Genomic DNA, 16,815 nt, shown 5'->3' with positions numbered 1-16,815 from the left:
CGACAAGTGGATTTATACTCAGATCCAAAACGCTTACAGTTGGGGTAGGAGGTGAGTTGTACAAAGTGGATATCACAAAAACAGAAGTACATACCATTTATAAGGAAAGGGGGAGCCGCCACATGGTGAAGCCAACCCTATTGAAAAAACTGCCTAAGGTTATGATTATGGCAACGATGATCTCGTGTATGGTACCTTCAGTAGTATTTGCTTCAACTATTGATGGTTCCATCGACGTGACTTATGGCCAAGTGAGCGATTCCGCCCTGAAGATTGCATTCGAAAATAAGACCGAGGTCGTATTGAATCTCACCGGCGAAACGGTTACGTTCCCGGCATCCGGGCTTGTAGACGCGGCGAAGAAGGAAGATTCGACAGTAACGGTCAAAAGCGATAAGGGTACATACTCGCTGCCGCTCTCAGCCTTGGACTTTGCGGCTTGGGCTAAGGAGCTTGGCGCAACGGTTGGCGACCTGAAGGTCACGGTTGAGATTTCGAAGTTAAATAGCGACGAAGTGAAGCCGGTTCTGGATGCGATTGCTGCAGCAGGCGGTACGGCACTGTCCGGCGCGGTCGAGTTTAACGTGACGGTTGAAGGCAAAGATGGAAAGAAGCTTGCCATCGACGCCTTCGATGATTACGTGAAGCGAAAGCTGCCGTTGACGGCGAAGCCTTCCAAGACGGCTACGGTCGCTCTGTACCATTCGGATACGAAGTCGCTTTCGTTCGTACCGGGTTCGATTTCGGATTCCGTAGCGGAGTTCTGGCGCCCGGGCAATAGCGTGTATACGGTTGTGGAGTTTGGGAAATCGTTCACGGACGTTACCTCGCACTGGGCGAAAGCGGACATCGAGCTGCTGGCCAACAAGCTCATTGTGGACGGCGTCTCGGACGACGCTTTTGAAGCAAACCGGAGCATCACTCGTGCCGAGTTTGCTGCCTTGGCCGTTCGCTCACTCGGTCTGAATCCGGATGCATCGGCCGCCAAGTTCAGCGATGTGAACGGCAACGATTGGTTTGCCGGGGCGGTAGGTGCCGCCGCGAAGGCCGGGATTGTGAGCGGCTACGATGACGGCACCTTCCATCCGCGGACTCTCCTCACTCGCGAAGAGCTGGCCACGATGATTGTCCGCGCTTTCGAGTTTGCCGACGGCAGGTTTGCGATCGCCGACTCCAGCATCGACCAGACGTTAGCCAAATGGACGGACGGCGATAAGGTTAGCTGGGGGAAACGCGAGGTCGCTTTGGCACTGCTCACCGGCCTTATGAACGGAACGACGAGCTCTACCCTCGATTCCGACAAACTTGCGACTCGCGCGGAGGCCGTGACGATGCTGAAACGTTTCTTGACGGAAGCGGAGTTCATCGACTGAGCGGTATTGTCATAAAGGGTTATGAAGCGCAGGATCGGGATAAAGCAAGTCCGGTCTTGCAAGCTTAGATAGGGAAACCATCGGATCCGATTCGGTCCGATTTAACTCACCATCCCTCCTCTTCCACTAGGAAGTGCGAGGGATTTTTTTACGTTGCCGGTAAACTTTATTTTTTCCCAGTACCCCTCTATATTTTCCAATTGCTTCGAAACTGTATGCGTAGGGTCATGAAAAGTTGATGTTCTCGCGGAAGGAGGTGACAGTTACAAATCCATGAAAACATCTCCGAAACCCTGGCAAAGGAACTTGAACGAAAGGAGCGGGAGACGCTTGCTGAACCGAACGACGATGAAAAAAACGTCCGGCTTGTTGGTCACGCTGTTGCTCTTGTCCATGCTCGTTCCGGTGCTGGCTTCGGCCGGCGTGTATTTCAAAGGAACGTTCAACTCCAACGGAACGGTAACCGGCCAAGTTTATTTCGACGATACCGGCGACACGGTCGGACAGGCCGTCTATGGCTTGAACAAAGCCGACGTTACATTGGCCGTATACGCCAAGGACGGCGGCTTTATCCGAAACGTGACGGTCACGTACGATACTTACACCAACGGGGTCTCATACTATACCATTCCTAGCGGCACGGTTCTCGATTCGGTTTATAGTGCCGTGTACTTCAAATACGAAGATAACAACGTCAGCAGCGTGACGGACGTCGTCTATCGTCAGCCGCAGACGCCGCCGACCGGCTGTACTTACTGCGGCGGCTGGGGTGGCGGTGGAATTGTCTCCCCTGGCGACGGCAGCACGATTGACGCCTCTAACGGTACGGTCAACGCCGACCAGTTGAAAAACGCGCTGGAAAAGTTCACCGAAGTGACGATTAAAGTAACGGGCGATACGGTTTCGATCCCGGCCTCCGCGCTTCTGAAGGCGAAAGCGGGTTCGATTCTGACTATCGTAACCGCTCACGGCGCCTATATCCTCCCGCTGGATGCGTTCGACCTGGAGGCTTTGGCCAAGACGGTTGATTCCGAAGTGGCGGACCTGAAGCTTACCGTGAACATCCAAAAGCTGACCGGCGACGCCGCCAAGGCGGTTGCGGATGCGGTCTCCTCGCTCGGAGGCAAGATGCTTGCGGATGCGGTCGATTTCCGTCTCTCGGCGGAAGGCAAAACCGGAAAGAAAGCTTCGATCGACACGTTCGATCGGTACGTGAAGCGAAAGCTCCCGCTCAGCGAGAAGCCGTCGCAATCGGCATCCGTTGCTTGGTACGACGCCGACACCAAATCGCTCCGTTTCGTACCGGGTACCATCTCGGACACGGAAGCGACGTTCTGGCGGACGGGCAATAGCGTATATACCGTGATCGAGTTGAGCAAGTCGTTCAACGATATTGCGTCCCACTGGGGTCAAGACTACATTGAGCTGCTGGCCGGGAAGCTGATCGTGGACGGCGTAACGGACACGACGTTCGAGCCCGACCGGAATGTTACACGCGCCGAATTTGCCGCCCTTCTCGTCCGTTCGCTCGGCTTGAGCACGGTAACGGGTGCGACGTATTTCGATGACGTGGATGCGGACGACTGGTTCGCCGGTGTCGTTAACGCAGCCGCTAAGTCCGGTATCGTCGACGGCTACGAAGACGGAACGTTCCGTCCGAACGCACCCATTACACGCGAGGAGCTCGCCGCAATGGTCGTGAGGGCTTACAGGTTCGCAGGCGGCAAAGTAACCGTAGACGCTTCTACGCAAGCTCAGGTGCTGTCCCGCTGGGCTGACGCCGATCGTATCGTCTGGGGCCGTCTGGAGGTTGCTCAGGCGGTAGCGGCGGGTCTAATGAACGGCATGACCGATACGACGCTCGAAACGTATGGTCAAGCGACGCGCGCTCAGACGGCGGCGATGCTGAAACGGTATTTGTCCGAAGTCGGGTTTATCGACTGATTCCCATAACGGAATACCTTGCGTTCCCTTTAGCGGAGCGCAAGGTGTTTTGTTGTGAGGATGGAAATGATGTGCATTTCCATTTTTTTATCATTTTTCTTGAAAGGGTTTCATTGGGGCTGTTTCGAATAGGTATAACTTGGGTAAAGGGTATTGGACGGTTCTGCGAGAGGAGGTGACAATTGGACAACAGGACGCGCCGTCCCTACATAATGGTTAAACCCTATTCTATGAAAGGAGCGAGAAGCATTTGTCGAAACGATCCAAGCTAAAACAAACATCGGTTGCTCTACTTACGATCCTACTCTTCTCTTTGCTCGTTCCGACGCTGGCCTCGGCTGCCATGACCTTCCAGGGGAGCTTTTCTTCCGGCGGCTCTTTGTCCGGGCAGATCCGCTTCGACGGAACGGTCGGACAGGCCGTCTACGGTCAGCCATCCGTTACGCTCGGCGTCTATGGGGCGAGCGGGCAGCATATTCGCAATGTGACGGTTACGTATTCCTCCTACGGCGATGCAGCCTCGTTCTACTCGCTTCCGAGCGGTGTCGTCATCGACTCGGTATATAGCGCGGTCTACTTCCGATACGGGACCGACGATGTAACCGGACTGATCTACCGTGAGTCGGACAGCTCGGACTCCGGCGGAAGCGGCGATAGCGGAAGCGGCGGCGGCTCCGGTACGGGTAGCAATCCCGGCAATGGCGGCGGTAACGGAGGCAACGGGGGCGGCACGACCGATCCGGACGACGTTTCCGATGAAATCGAAGCCACCGACGGCAAAGTCGATGCCGGCAAGCTGAGAGCGGCTCTCGAGAAGTACAAGGAAGTGACGATCCGCGTCAAAGGCGATTCGGTCTCGATTCCGGCTTCGGCTCTGACGAACGCCAAATTCGGAGCGCTTCTCCATATCGTCATGGATAACGGCACGTATGAGCTGCCGCTTGGCGCGGTCGATTTGGAGGACCTGGCCGACAAAGCGAATACTGAAGTAGCCGATATGCAGCTCCTCGTGGGCATGAGGAAAATTTCGGACAGCGAGGCGCAGCCGGTTCAAGACGCGATCGCTTCGCTCGGAGCGAAGTCGCTTTCGCACGTGTTCGAGCTGGAATTTGCGGTGGCGGATAAAGACGGCAAGAAAACGGCCATCGACGTGTTCGAGCAGTACGTGAAGCGGAAAATTCCGCTGGTAACGAAGCCGAACGGGTCGGCGACGATCGCACTGTACGATCCGGCTATGAAACGCTTAAGCTTCGTACCGGGTTCGATTTCGGATACGGAAGCGGAGTTCTGGCGGACGGGCAACAGCTTGTACACGGTCATCGAGCTCGACAAATCGTTCGCCGATATCGCCTCGCATTGGGCCAAATCGGACATCGAGCTACTAGCGAGCAAGTTGATCGTAGAAGGCGCCACGAGCTCCGAATTCCAGCCTGACCGCAATTTGACCCGCGCAGAATTCGTTGCGCTTGCCGTACGCGCATTCGGGCTGGTCGAAATCAAGGGTGTCACGTACTTCAACGACGTGGAAACCGGCGATTGGCATTCGGGTATCGTAGCCGCTGCGGCTAAAGCCGGACTGATCGACGGCTATGAAGACGGCACGTTCCGTCCGAACGACTCGATTACCCGCGAAGAATTGGCGGCGATCGTCGTTCGAGCGTACACCTATGCAGGCGGAAGAATCGCCATGGACGATTCGTCCCAGTCGCAGCTACTCGCCAAATGGGCGGATGCGGACCGCATCGTATGGGGACAAAAGGATGTCGCCAAAGCGGTGTCGGCCGGCTTCATGGTCGGCATGACCGATTCGACGCTGGAAACGTACGGCTCGGCTACGCGCGCCCAAACGGTAGCGATGCTGAAGCGCGTACTGACAAAGCTGGAATTTATCGATTGATTGATCCAGATTGAAAAAAAAGAGGCGTCTCCCGATTCCGCAGAATCGGGGGACGCCTCTTGTATTGCTCGGGCAAGCCTTACATCATGCCGCCCATACCGCCCATGCCGCCCATATCCGGCATTGCAGGGCCTTTGTCTTTCTCCGGCTTGTCGGCGATGACCGCCTCGGTCGTGAGGAACATAGCCGCCACGGAAGCCGCGTTCTGCAAAGCGGAACGGGTAACCTTGGTCGGGTCGACGATACCGGCTTGGAACATGTTGACCCATTCGCCGGTAGCGGCGTTGTAGCCTACGCCTGCGGATTCTTTCTTGATGCGCTCTACGATAACGGAGCCTTCTTGGCCGGCGTTCGTAGCGATGATGCGGATCGGCTCTTCCAGCGCGCGCAGGACGATGTTCACGCCCGTTTGCTCGTCGCCTTCGGCTTTAACGGCCGCTACCGCGTTGTATACGTTCACGAGTGCCGTACCGCCACCGGAAACGATACCTTCTTCCACAGCGGCACGCGTGGAGTTCAGGGCGTCTTCGATGCGCAGCTTACGCTCTTTCAATTCGGTTTCGGTTGCGGCGCCGACTTTGATAACGGCTACGCCGCCGGACAGCTTCGCCAGACGCTCTTGCAGCTTCTCGCGGTCGAAGTCGGAAGTCGTCTCTTCGAGTTGGGCGCGGATTTGCGCAACGCGCGTACCGATGTCTTTCTTGTCGCCCGCACCGTCGACGATGATCGTGTTTTCTTTGGATACGCGAACTTGGCGAGCGGAGCCGAGCGAATCGATCGTCGTCGATTTCAGGTCGAGGCCGAGCTCTTCCGTGATCACTTGGCCGCCCGTCAGAGCCGCGATATCGCCGAGCATCGCTTTGCGGCGGTCGCCGAAGCCAGGAGCTTTAACCGCTACGCAAGTGAACGTGCCGCGCAGTTTGTTGACGACGAGGGTCGCCAAAGCTTCGCCGTCGACGTCTTCCGCGATGATGAGCAATTGACGTCCGGATTGAACGACTTTCTCGAGCACCGGCAGGATCTCTTGGATGCTGGAGATTTTCTTGTCGGTGATCAGGATGTACGGGTTGTCGAGAACGGCTTCCATCTTGTCCGTATCGTTCACCATGTAAGCGGACAGATAACCGCGGTCGAACTGCATGCCTTCCACGACTTCCAGCTCGGTTACGAAGCCTTTGGATTCTTCGACGGTAACGACGCCGTCGTTGCCGACTTTCTCCATCGCTTCCGCGATCAGCTGGCCGAGCTCTTCGTCGGCTGCGGAGATCGCCGCGACTTGCGCGATCGATTGCTTGCCTTCGATCGGCTTCGCAATTTTTTGCAGCTCTTCTACAGCCGTTTTAACGGCCTTCTCGATGCCTTTGCGGATGACCATCGGGTTCGCGCCGGCGGTTACGTTTTTCAAGCCTTCGCGGATCATCGCTTGCGCGAGAACGGTTGCCGTCGTCGTACCGTCACCGGCTACGTCGTTCGTTTTCGTCGCAACTTCTTTTACGAGCTGAGCGCCCATGTTCTCGAACGCGTCTTCGAGTTCGATTTCTTTCGCGATCGTCACGCCGTCGTTCGTGATGAGCGGGCTGCCGAATTTCTTCTCGAGCACGACGTTGCGGCCTTTCGGACCGAGCGTCACTTTAACCGCGTTAGCCAAAGCGTCGACACCACGGAGCATCGCTCTGCGAGCGTCTTCACTGAATTTGATTTCCTTCGCCATGTTATCGGATACCTCCCGGATTGTGTAATGGGCAGAACGTTTACCGCTGCCGGATCATGCTTAAGTATAGTTTAACGATTGTGCGGAGATGGTAAGAACACGGACGTTCTTACGCCAGCACAGCCAGGATGTCGCTTTCGCGCAAGATGAGCAGTTCCTTGCCCTCGAACTTCACTTCGGTGCCGGCGTATTTGGAGAACAACACGCGGTCGCCTTCTTTGACTTCGAGTGCAATGCGTTGTCCGTCTTTAACGTGGCCGCTGCCAACTGCAACGACTTTGCCTTCTTGCGGCTTTTCTTTTGCCGTGTCCGGCAATACGATGCCGCTAGCCGTAGTCTCCTCCTTGGCAATAGGTTCAATGACTACGCGATCACCCAACGGTTTGATCATGAGAAAACTGCCTCCTTTGAATAGTGATTGGTTTGTAGAGGGTTTGTTAGCACTCGAATGTGGTTAGTGCTAATAACAATTATTATCATAATCATTTCGCCCCCGGTTTGCAAGTGGTTTTGCGCCGATTCATAAAAATTTTAACCGCTGCCTCTCTTTTCCACGCCTCCTCTATCGTATCCATCGGCGGCTTTGCGTATGCGGAATGAAGACTTTTAGAAACGAAAGGCCATGCGCTTCTGCCTGCGGCCCGCGTCCCTGCAAAAATAACATTACACGGAGAGGCGCTGGTCAACCCCATCCGGAATCGAAGGGAAGCGATGTCCGTAAGCAGGTTCGGCCTGGCCATAAAAATAGACTCCGCATCTAACCGACACGGAGCCTGTTTCGTCTGCTTATGAAGTTCCGGCGTCGTTCGCCAGCTCCCCGAGCCACTGCTTCTCGTATTCCTGCTGCTTGCGATAGACTCGCGCCGAGAGCATGATGCTGATCTCGTACAACAGGATCATCGGGATCGCGACCAGAATGTCGGAGATGAAGTCCGGCGGCGTCACGAACGTCGCGACGATGACGAGCACCAGATAAGCGTACCGGCGAAGCTTTTTCAGCCGGAGCGGGTTCAAAATCCGCAGCTTCGTCAAAAACATGACGACGACCGGAAGCTCGAACAGCAGCGCCATCGGAAGCAAAATGTTGAACATGAACGAGAAATATTGGGCCGCTCCGTACGTTTCGGTCAAATCGAGACTTTGAGTGACGGAGGACGTGAAGTAGAAGGCCATCGGGAAAATGACGAAGTAAGCGAACGCCAGCCCGAGCAAAAACAGAAACACCGCCCCCGGAATATAGCGAAGCGTCGCCTTCTGCTCGTGCTCCAGAAGCCCCGGCTTGACGAACAGCCAAATCTGGGTGAGGGCGAACGGCAGCGTGACGACCAGCCCGATCGCGAAGGCAAACTGCATGTACAGCCGGATCGCATCCCACGGCGAGAACGTATTCAACGAAACGATGCTGGAAGCCGGCTCGGTATTCATCAAATAAACGATAATCGGCTTGGCCGCAAAAAATCCCCCGATCATGGCCAGCGCCAGCACGACGATTATCCAGATGAGACGTTTGCGCAGCTCGGTCAAATGCTCGACCAAGGAAGCCGCTTCTTCCTGCATCCTGTTCACCAACCTTACCGTTTAAAAATGCGGATTCGCGAATGCGCCCCGATACCGGGGTGCCGCGCTCATTCCGGCAGACGTTTGTCGGCGGCAGGAGCCGTTTGCGGTGCCGAAGGCTGCGCAGCCTGCGCGACCGGCGCGCCTTCCGCGGAAGCGCGGTATTCCGGCTTGCCGGCGTCCAGCTTCTGCGATTCCGTCGCACGCTGCACTTCCTTGCGGTCGGAGTCGTCCTCCATAATTTCTTTGGCCCCGTTCTTGAATTCGCGGAGCGTGCGGCCGAAGGCGCGGCCGAGCTCCGGCAGCTTGCTCGGTCCGAACAGCAGAAGCGCGACCAAAATGATCAAAATAAACCCCGTTGCACCGATATTGGGCATAATCGGTTCCTCCTTCAATATGGTTGTTCCGCTTGCGTTACCCCCGGTCGGCGAACAAGCCGCCGTAGCCGAGCTCGGTTATATCCGACCGCTCGATCGCGATGCCGGCGCACAGGCGCGGCAGCAGCACGTCGAACACCGTAAACGGATCGTGCATGACGCTTCCCGGCAATCCGAGAATCGGAACGTCACCCAAATAAGCGACGAGAAGCATGGAGCCCGGAAGCATCGGCGTGCCGTGGCTGACGATGCGGGCGCCGGCTTGCTTGATCGCTCCGGGCGTGCGATCGTCGGGATCGACGGACATGCCGCCCGTCACCAGAATAAGATCGACCCCGCTTGCCAAAAAATAGTCGATCTCCCGGACGATGTCGCCGCTGTCGTCCTTGCAAAACCGCTGCTCGGCGACGGAGGAACCGAGCGCCTCCAGCTTCGCCCGGACGACGGGGCCGAACTTGTCCTCGACCAACCCATTATACACCTCGCTGCCGGTCGTGATGACCCCCGCGTGCAGTGTTCGAAAAGGTGTCACGGATATGGGGCCTTCTCCCATATGCGCGTCGCGCCACCGTTCGGCCGCCCGCTCGACCGCTTCGACTTTGCTCTTCGCGACCAACAGCGGGATGACGCGGGTTCCGGCCAGCGATTGACCGGGAGAGACGACCGTATTCGTCGGCAGCGTCGCCATCGCGAGCTGCTCGATACCGTTCAGCTCGTCGACGAACGACTTGTCGACCCGGGCCAAGCCGCGGATCGCCGACTTCAGCATCACTTTTCCTTCGCTCGGCTCGGTCGTCGTCACATTGGAGCCGCACGCCGCGCGGGCCATCCGGATGGCGGCGTCGTTCTCGTGCAAATCGTCTTCGCCGAGCTCGAGCACATAGATGTGCTCTTTGCCGATCCGCTTCAGCTCGGAGATATCTTCCTCGCGGATGACGTGTCCTTTGCGGAACAGCCTCCCCTTGAACTCGCCCGGGACGATCCGGGTCAAATCGTGGGCGAGCGCGAGTCCGACCGCCTCCTCGACCTTCACTTCGCGAAGTACGCTGGTACGGCTCATGGCGAACCGCCTCCGCCTTTGCCCCGCAGCATCGTCAGCGCCACCGGCAGCTGGTCCATGACGGCGGCCAAGCATTCGTGCACGCCCTTCGGATCGCCGGGCAAATTGAGCAGCAGCGTCTGGCCGCGAATGCCGCTTACGCCGCGGGTCAGCATGCCGAGCCCGGTTCGCTGCATCAGGGCCGCCCGCATCGCCTCGGCGAAGCCGGGCGCCTGACGGTCGATCACTTCGAGCGTCGCTTCCGGCGTCACGTCCCGCGGGCCCATCCCGATGCCCCCGGTCGTCAAGATCAGATCGGCTTTGTAATAATCGGTCATTTCGATAAGCGAAGCCATAATTTCGTCCGTCTCGTCGGGCACGATCCGGTATTCGACGATATCTCCCTGCAGCTCTTCCTCCACGAGTTCGCGAATCACCTGTGCACTGGTGTCTTCCCGTTCGCCGCGAGAGCCTAGATCGCTTGCCGTTAAGAGGCCAACTTTCCAGCGCATCAGCTTATCCCCTCCTTGTCTCGAATCGGAAGCTCGGCTTACGGCCGGTCGGCGCGGCGCGTGTAGTCGCCGCTCTTGCCGCCCGTCTTGGACAGGAGCTCGGTCGGCCCGATGCTCATCCCTTTCTCAAGCGCCTTGCACATGTCGTACACGGTCAGCGCCGCCGCCGATACGGCCGTGAGCGCCTCCATCTCAACGCCGGTCGGTCCGGTCGTCTTGACGGTCGCTTCGATGTACAGCTCCCCCTCGCCGTCGTCGGAAAACCGGATATCGACGCCCGACAGCGGCAGCGGATGGCACATCGGAATCCATTCCGACGTCTTCTTGGCCGCCATAATGCCGGCGACCTGCGCCACGGCGAGCACGTCGCCCTTGCCCATGCGGCCTTCCTTGATGGCGGCCAGCGTCGTCGGGAGCATCGAGACGGTCGTCCGGGCGACCGCTTCGCGTTTCGTCTCCGCTTTTCCGGTCACGTCCACCATGCGGGCGCGGCCTTCCGTGTTGAAGTGGGTGAGTCCGGAATGCTCGTTCATCAGGTCCCTCCTCCCGTCCGTCGTTAGGAATATCGCGGCGCCGGTTCGCTTCTGCGGGCGATTGCGCCGAACGGCTCCGCGCCGTCGTCATGCGGATAGTTCTTGTTCTTTTCGACGCGCGGGCGGGGATGTCCTTTTTTGGAACGGCAAAAAGGTTGTTAAAAAGATGTGAACTGCCGGCGGTCGGTCACGACGGCGTCAATCCGGAAATCGTGGTCGTCCATCGGCACGTCCGGCACGATCTGCGCGTCGAATGCGACGGCCAGCTTGAAAGGCTCCCGCTCGCCGGCCGCCCGGCATCGGCGGACGAAGGCGTCGTAGTAGCCTCCGCCGTATCCGAGCCGTCCGCCTTTCGCATCGAAGGCGAGTCCCGGCACGAGCATGGCGTCGAGCTCCGACAGCCGCTCGAGCGCCGGCGCCGACATGGACGGCTCGCGGATGCCCCAGGCGCCCGCCTCCAAGTCGTCCAAGCTTTGTATAAGATGAAGCGACATCCACTTCCGGTCGCGGATCGTTTTGGGGACGACGACGCGTCCTCCGCACTCCCAGCACCATCGCATGACCGGCGTGACGTCGGCTTCGGTTCGAAAAGGCACGTAGCTGAACAGCGTAAACGGGCGGTCCCCGGCCTCGGCCCTCATCCGCTCGAGCATTCGGATCGCCGCCCTGCACGCGCTTCGCGACATCGCCGCCCGCTCCTCCGCGGGAATCGACGACCGGATCGCTTCCATCCGTTTGCGCAAGTCCGTCTTGCTCGCGTGTACAGTCATTCTTTCGTCCATCCTTCCGTTTCACCCCCAGTGTACCATACAATCCGCGGGAATAAAAAGAAGAAAGGGCGCGGTTCGGACCGTATGGTTTCAAGGAAACTGTCATTTTACAAAGTCGCGCCCCATCGGTAAACTGGACTTGAACGAACGAACTTACCGGAGGAAGACAACGATGCTTCTGCAAGTGAACGGACTGACCAAACATTACGGCACGACGACGGTGCTGTCGAATATATCGCTGCAAATTCAGGAACGCGACCGGATCGGGCTCGTCGGCGTGAACGGCGCAGGCAAATCGACGCTGCTCAAAATCATAGCGGACGAAATGTCCGCCGACGCGGGCGACATTTACCGGGCGAAGGAAACGCGCATCGGCTATCTTGCGCAAAACAGCGGACTCCAATCGGAACGCTCCATCTGGGACGAAATGATGGGCGTATTCGCGCATCTTCTGGAGACGGAGCAAGAGCTGCGGGAGCTGGAGGCGCGCATGGCCGACCCGTCCCTCGCGGAGGATGCGAAGGCGTACGAGGACGTCCTGCACCGCTATGCCGTCAAATCCGACGCGTTCCGCGAGCAGGGCGGCTACGGAATCGAGGCGCGCGTGCGCAGCATTCTCCACGGCATGGGCTTCGGCGCGTTCGACCCGGCCACCGCGATCCGCACGCTGAGCGGCGGCCAAAAGACGCGGCTCGCGCTCGCGAAGCTGCTGCTGCAGGAGCCCGATCTGCTCATGCTCGACGAGCCGACCAACTATCTCGACATCCAGACGCTGACGTGGCTGGAAGATTATTTGCGGGGCTATTCGGGCGCCGTGCTGGTCGTCTCCCACGACCGGTATTTTCTCGATGCGATGGCGAACGTCATCTACGAAATCGAACGGACGCGCTGCAAGCGCTATACCGGCAACTACTCGCGCTACATGGAGCTGAAAGCCGCCGAGTACGAAATCGAGCTGAAGCACTACGAGAAGCAGCAGGAGGAGATCGCGCGGATGGAGGATTTCGTCCGGCGCAACATCGTCCGCGCTTCGACGACGAAGCGGGCGCAAAGCCGGCGCAAGGCGCTAGAGAAGATGGACCGGCTGGATAAGCCGTCTGGCGAGCTAAAGAAGGCGGCGTTCCGCTTCGAGACGGAGCGGCAAACCGGCAAGGACGTGCTGAGCGCGCGGCATCTTGCAGCGTCGTACGACGGAACGCGCAAGCTGTTCCAAGGCGTCTCCTTCGAGCTGAAGCGAGGCGACATGGCCGCCCTGATCGGCCCGAACGGCATCGGCAAATCGACGCTGCTCAAAATATTGACCGGCCAAAAGCAGCCGGACGCCGGCACGTTCGAATGGGGCTCGAACGTCGTCATCGGCTATTACGACCAGGAGCAGCAAGGACTGAATCCGAACCATACGGTTCTGGAGGAGCTGTGGAACGATTACCCGCATCTCGAGGAGGTGCGCATCCGCACCGTGCTCGGCAGCTTCCTGTTCAGCGGCGAGGACGTGCTGAAGAAGGTCGGGTCGCTCAGCGGCGGCGAAAAAGCCCGCGTCTCGCTGGCCAAGCTGATGCTGAAGCAGGCGAACGTGCTTATTTTGGACGAGCCGACGAACCACCTGGACTTGTTCAGCAAGGAAGTGCTCGAGGCGGCGCTGCTCGACTACGAAGGGACGCTGCTGTTCATTTCCCACGACCGGTATTTCCTGAACAAGATGGCCGACCGGATGCTGGAGCTGCACCCCGGCGGCATCGACGATTACCTCGGCAACTACGACGACTATCTCGAGAAAAAACGCGAGCTCGCCGCCTTCGAGGAGGAGCGGCTTGCGGAAGCCGCAGCCGGCGGCAGGCCGGTCAAGGCGGGCGGCGCAAGCTCCGGAGCGGCTCCGGCCGGCGCGTCCGGCCCGCCGGGTGCGGCTTCATCGGCCGCTGAGCCGGAAGGCGGCGGCAAGCCGCGGGATTACGAGGCGGAGAAGCAGCAAAAGCGCGAGGAGCGCAACCGCCAGCGCAAGCTCGAGCAGGTGGAGCAGGCGATCTCCGCGCTGGAAACCGAAACGGCCGCGCTCGAGGCCGAGCTGATCAAGCCCGAAATATTCAACGACTACGTCGCCGTCCAGAAAGTGAACGCCGACATCGAGCGCAAGAAGGCCGAGCTTGAGACGCTTTACGAGCAATGGGAGGAGCTGTCCTCCTGAATGCGCAGGAGCAGCATCGGCACGGCCGCGTACACGATCATCGTCGCCGCGGCGACGATGCCGGAGTCGTTGAAGGCAAGCGCCGCGACGGCGCCGACGGCGATGGCGATGAAGCCGCTCATGTAGTGCGGGTACCGCTTCTCCCATCGCCGGAACACGCCCCGCGGACGGACGACGGCGAACGCCATGACGAGCAGCCCCGCGGCGAGCACCTTCGTCCAGGCGGACACGCCGATCAAGTGCAGGTTCATCTGCAGCTTGCGGACGATCATCGCTGCGATCAGGTCGGAACGGCCGCCGGCGAGCAGCGACATGGCGCGGCCGATGTGGCTCGTGCCGGCGGAGCCGGCCGGGACGGCGGCGTTCAGCAGCCACAGCGCGCCGAAGGCGGCGGCGACGAGCGCCGCGCTTAGCAGCGCGAGCCGTGCCGGGCCGCGCCCGCGGAAGGCGCCCGGGGCGAAGCTGCGCAGCCACGCGAGCCCGAAGGCGACGGCCGCCGTGACGGCGCCGCCCGCGTTCGTGCCGAGCCGCGGCGCGGCGAGGTACAGCGCGGCGGCGACGAACGCGGCGGCGGCCAGCGCGGCCGCGAGCCGCGACGAGCGGCGGCGGCGCCCGTACGCCGCCACGCGCGAGAGCGGCGGCCCTGCCGCCGGCTCGGGCGCCGGCCCCGGCGGGGCCCCGCCGTCGGCGGGCGCGCCGCCGGCCGCGGCGCGGGCCGGGCGCCGGGCGCGCTCGAGCGCGGCGGCGAGCGCGAACGTGGCTGCGCCGACGAGGACGCCCATATATTCGTTGCCCATTCCGTAATAACGGGCACCGATAATGGGGTCGTACCCGAGCGCCGACCGCTTCATTCCTTCGCCGCCGAACGCCCCGTCCGCCAGCAGCGCGAGCGCCGTCGCGCCGCTCAGCAGCCCGGCCGCGGCCAGCGCGGACCGGTCGTACGAGAATATCGCCGCGATGAGCGCCGCACCCGCGACGAACAGCAGCGCCTGCCCTTCCCCGGGCAGCGGCCGCACCGCATTGAGCCAGCCTACCGCAAGCAGCGCGGCGGGAGCGGCCAGCAGCGCCAGCAGCGGCGCTTCGATCCACCGCAGCGCCCTCCGATGCCATCCTCCCCACACGGCCAGCAAGGCCACGAGCAAAGCGAACGCTTCCGCCGATACGAACGGAATCAGGATGCGCGGACGGATCCGGTACACCTCCCGGATCGTACCCAGCTCGCGCCGCAAGTACTCCCATGCATCGGCGCGGCTCTCGACCGCGAGCGGACGCCCGATCATCTCGTCAGGCGCCGGGATGCCGAAGGCGTCCAGCAGCGTAGGCGCGAAGTCGGACGCGGTGACGATTCCGTCCCGCCGCGTGCTCGGCGACAGAAGCAGCCCGCCTCCGCCGCCGGCCGTCGCCGGGCCGGTATAGACGATCGGCGCGAGCGGCATCTTCCGGCTCGCCGCCTCCGATCCGGCGTACGGGGACAGCAGCCAGAGGGCGTCCTCCCCGCGCCTGCGCTCCAGCAGCATGCCGAGCAGCTCGTCCAGTTCGCCCAGCGTCCGCCGCTTCATCCGTTCCGCCTGCGAGGCCTCATAGCGGGGCTTTTCGGTCTGCAGCCGGTACAAATCGCCCCACTCCAGCAGCACCACCGACGTCCCCGAGGCAACGGCCTCCTCCCAGGAACGGATCATGTCGCCGATATTCGTCTTGACAGCCGAAGGCTTCGAGGGGTCGGCGATGAGCAAGCCGTCGCCGACGCGTCCGCGCGGCACCCGGCCTTCGGCGTCCATCAGCATAAGCGGCGCAAACCGCTTGCGGTCGTCCGCCGTATCGCTGTTGCCGTACACGCCGGCGGCGATGCCGGCCTGACGCAGCCGTTCGCCGAGCAGCCCCGGCTGCGCCCGGAACGCGCGGTTCGCGTTGCGCCTCGCGATCGCCGCGATATCCGGCACGAGGACATCGGCTCCGCCCGGCTCCCGTCCCGTCCGATTCCGATACAGGTCGGCGGCCGATACGCCCGTCTTCCCGTCGGTTTCCCCGGCGTCGCGCGCGACGTAGTCCGAGCCGCTGATGGCCGGCGCCCCCGCTCCCAGCGTGACGTAGCCGTCCTCGAGCCCCTTCTCCGGCGTACGGACGTTCATCGCCCCGATCGCGCCTTCCCGCAGCAGCCGCCGCAAGTGCGGCATGACGTCCAGCGTCTCCTCGCTCCAATCCAAAAACGACCACCCCGGGACGGAGACGATCGTGACACGCCCTTCGCTCGCATTCGACCGTTTTGAACGGTTTTGTGTCGTCAACGCATACTCGCCGGGATCGGAGGAACAAACGTTCGCCAACCCGACCGCCGCTATCCCGATCGCTACCCCGAGACATACAATGCGCCGCAGCAAGGCGGCACGCTTGGAGAACTTCACTGTGATGGCCTCCGTCTTGAAAAAAACCTGCTTCGGATAGGATGGCCAATCTTGTCGTTTTTTACCGCGGTTGTTGATACATTCGGGGATATCCACAACCTTATCCACAGTGGTCGCAAGAGCGAAACGGCGAACCGGCGTGAATCTTGTCGAACCTCGACACCGTTATTCACATTATCCACAGCACCCTTCCGATGCTTATTCCGGAAGTCGGATACGCCATCCGACACGTCTGCGACCGGTTTCGTCGAGCGGACAAGCGACGTTATTCATCGGGGAATCGGCCACCGCTGCCAACCGGCAATGGGCGTGCCCTCACCGATCGAACCGCCTGCGGACCGCCAACCGATATCCACAGCGTTATCCACAATCCACAAACGGATAAAACGGCGCCGCAACGCTATCCACAGCTTATTCCCGCTTTGTTATCCACATTACCCACAGATCGTTCTGGAAAACTTATTCGACTTTCACCTTTTCCGCACATCCGCCCGGGGCTTGCTTTCGGGAACGTTGTA

13 protein-coding genes are annotated in these 16,815 nt (G+C 60.3%); 4 read left to right on the top strand and 9 right to left on the bottom strand.

Features of this window, described 5'->3' with window-relative positions:
- The first annotated feature begins 65 nt into the window (after window positions 1-65).
- The 3 genes from DLM86_RS18145 to DLM86_RS18135 all read left to right on the top strand — a co-directional run bounded on the left by DLM86_RS18145 (window position 66) and on the right by DLM86_RS18135 (window position 5,214).
- The gene (locus tag DLM86_RS18145; RefSeq protein ID WP_245954724.1) at window positions 66-1,373 is read left to right on the top strand and encodes an S-layer homology domain-containing protein; all 1,308 of its coding nucleotides are present in this window, start codon (window positions 66-68) and stop codon (window positions 1,371-1,373) included.
- 330 nt (window positions 1,374-1,703) lie between these two features.
- Window positions 1,704-3,317: an S-layer homology domain-containing protein gene (locus DLM86_RS18140; protein WP_158289543.1), complete on the top strand. Its 1,614-nt coding sequence runs from the start codon at window positions 1,704-1,706 to the stop codon at window positions 3,315-3,317.
- A gap of 379 nt (window positions 3,318-3,696) precedes the next feature.
- On the top strand, window positions 3,697-5,214 hold the full coding sequence (locus DLM86_RS18135; protein ID WP_158289542.1) for an S-layer homology domain-containing protein: 1,518 nt from the start codon (window positions 3,697-3,699) through the stop codon (window positions 5,212-5,214).
- A 79-nt stretch (window positions 5,215-5,293) separates the two neighbouring features.
- Here the strand turns inward: DLM86_RS18135 and groL are convergent, their stop codons facing one another.
- The 8 genes from groL to DLM86_RS18095 all read right to left on the bottom strand — a co-directional run bounded on the left by groL (window position 5,294) and on the right by DLM86_RS18095 (window position 11,713).
- Entirely contained in the window at window positions 5,294-6,925 is a 1,632-nt protein-coding gene (gene groL / locus DLM86_RS18130; protein WP_110841474.1) for a chaperonin GroEL, read from the bottom strand.
- A gap of 109 nt (window positions 6,926-7,034) precedes the next feature.
- Window positions 7,035-7,316 carry a co-chaperone GroES gene (gene groES / locus DLM86_RS18125; RefSeq protein ID WP_110841473.1) on the bottom strand — a complete coding sequence of 94 codons (282 nt, stop codon included), beginning with the start codon at window positions 7,314-7,316 and terminating at the stop codon, window positions 7,035-7,037.
- A gap of 395 nt (window positions 7,317-7,711) precedes the next feature.
- Window positions 7,712-8,482 carry a twin-arginine translocase subunit TatC gene (gene tatC, locus DLM86_RS18120; RefSeq protein ID WP_110841472.1) on the bottom strand — a complete coding sequence of 257 codons (771 nt, stop codon included), beginning with the start codon at window positions 8,480-8,482 and terminating at the stop codon, window positions 7,712-7,714.
- 68 nt (window positions 8,483-8,550) lie between these two features.
- The gene (locus tag DLM86_RS18115) at window positions 8,551-8,859 is read right to left on the bottom strand and encodes a twin-arginine translocase TatA/TatE family subunit (RefSeq protein WP_110841471.1); all 309 of its coding nucleotides are present in this window, start codon (window positions 8,857-8,859) and stop codon (window positions 8,551-8,553) included.
- A 37-nt stretch (window positions 8,860-8,896) separates the two neighbouring features.
- Window positions 8,897-9,919: a molybdopterin-binding protein gene (locus DLM86_RS18110; protein ID WP_110841470.1), complete on the bottom strand. Its 1,023-nt coding sequence runs from the start codon at window positions 9,917-9,919 to the stop codon at window positions 8,897-8,899.
- Window positions 9,916-10,410 (bottom strand): MogA/MoaB family molybdenum cofactor biosynthesis protein, encoded by a 495-nt coding sequence (locus DLM86_RS18105; protein ID WP_110841469.1) that lies wholly within the window; start codon window positions 10,408-10,410, stop codon window positions 9,916-9,918. Before DLM86_RS18105 ends, DLM86_RS18110 begins: the two co-directional genes overlap by 4 nt.
- A gap of 38 nt (window positions 10,411-10,448) precedes the next feature.
- On the bottom strand, window positions 10,449-10,943 hold the full coding sequence (gene moaC, locus DLM86_RS18100; protein ID WP_110841468.1) for a cyclic pyranopterin monophosphate synthase MoaC: 495 nt from the start codon (window positions 10,941-10,943) through the stop codon (window positions 10,449-10,451).
- A gap of 158 nt (window positions 10,944-11,101) precedes the next feature.
- Complete coding sequence (locus DLM86_RS18095; protein ID WP_110841467.1) at window positions 11,102-11,713, bottom strand: 5-formyltetrahydrofolate cyclo-ligase; 612 nt, start codon at window positions 11,711-11,713, stop codon at window positions 11,102-11,104.
- Between the two features lie 172 nt (window positions 11,714-11,885).
- Between DLM86_RS18095 and DLM86_RS18090 the strand changes: the two genes are divergently transcribed.
- Window positions 11,886-13,895 carry an ABC-F family ATP-binding cassette domain-containing protein gene (locus DLM86_RS18090; protein WP_110841466.1) on the top strand — a complete coding sequence of 670 codons (2,010 nt, stop codon included), beginning with the start codon at window positions 11,886-11,888 and terminating at the stop codon, window positions 13,893-13,895.
- On the opposite strand, the gene DLM86_RS18085 is transcribed toward DLM86_RS18090, so the two are convergent.
- The gene (locus tag DLM86_RS18085) at window positions 13,865-16,297 is read right to left on the bottom strand and encodes a hypothetical protein (RefSeq protein ID WP_110841465.1); all 2,433 of its coding nucleotides are present in this window, start codon (window positions 16,295-16,297) and stop codon (window positions 13,865-13,867) included. The genes DLM86_RS18090 and DLM86_RS18085 overlap by 31 nt on opposite strands.
- Window positions 16,298-16,815: the final 518 nt, after the last annotated feature.

This window comes from Paenibacillus flagellatus (assembly GCF_003217775.1).
In the GTDB taxonomy this organism is placed as follows: domain Bacteria; phylum Bacillota; class Bacilli; order Paenibacillales; family NBRC-103111; genus Paenibacillus_AB; species Paenibacillus_AB flagellatus.
This window is presented reverse-complemented; position numbering and strand designations above follow the sequence as displayed.

Bases quoted from the DNA above. Each gene is read 5' to 3' on its own strand.
- groL (WP_110841474.1), bottom strand. From the start codon at position 6,925: ATGGCGAAGGAAATCAAATTCAGTGAAGACGCTCGCAGAGCGATGCTC.
- groES (WP_110841473.1), bottom strand. From the start codon at position 7,316: ATGATCAAACCGTTGGGTGATCGCGTAGTCATTGAACCTATTGCCAAG.
- tatC (WP_110841472.1), bottom strand. From the start codon at position 8,482: ATGCAGGAAGAAGCGGCTTCCTTGGTCGAGCATTTGACCGAGCTGCGC.
- DLM86_RS18115 (WP_110841471.1), bottom strand. From the start codon at position 8,859: ATGCCCAATATCGGTGCAACGGGGTTTATTTTGATCATTTTGGTCGCG.
- DLM86_RS18110 (WP_110841470.1), bottom strand. From the start codon at position 9,919: ATGAGCCGTACCAGCGTACTTCGCGAAGTGAAGGTCGAGGAGGCGGTC.
- DLM86_RS18105 (WP_110841469.1), bottom strand. From the start codon at position 10,410: ATGCGCTGGAAAGTTGGCCTCTTAACGGCAAGCGATCTAGGCTCTCGC.
- moaC (WP_110841468.1), bottom strand. From the start codon at position 10,943: ATGAACGAGCATTCCGGACTCACCCACTTCAACACGGAAGGCCGCGCC.
- DLM86_RS18095 (WP_110841467.1), bottom strand. From the start codon at position 11,713: ATGACTGTACACGCGAGCAAGACGGACTTGCGCAAACGGATGGAAGCG.
- DLM86_RS18090 (WP_110841466.1), top strand. From the start codon at position 11,886: ATGCTTCTGCAAGTGAACGGACTGACCAAACATTACGGCACGACGACG.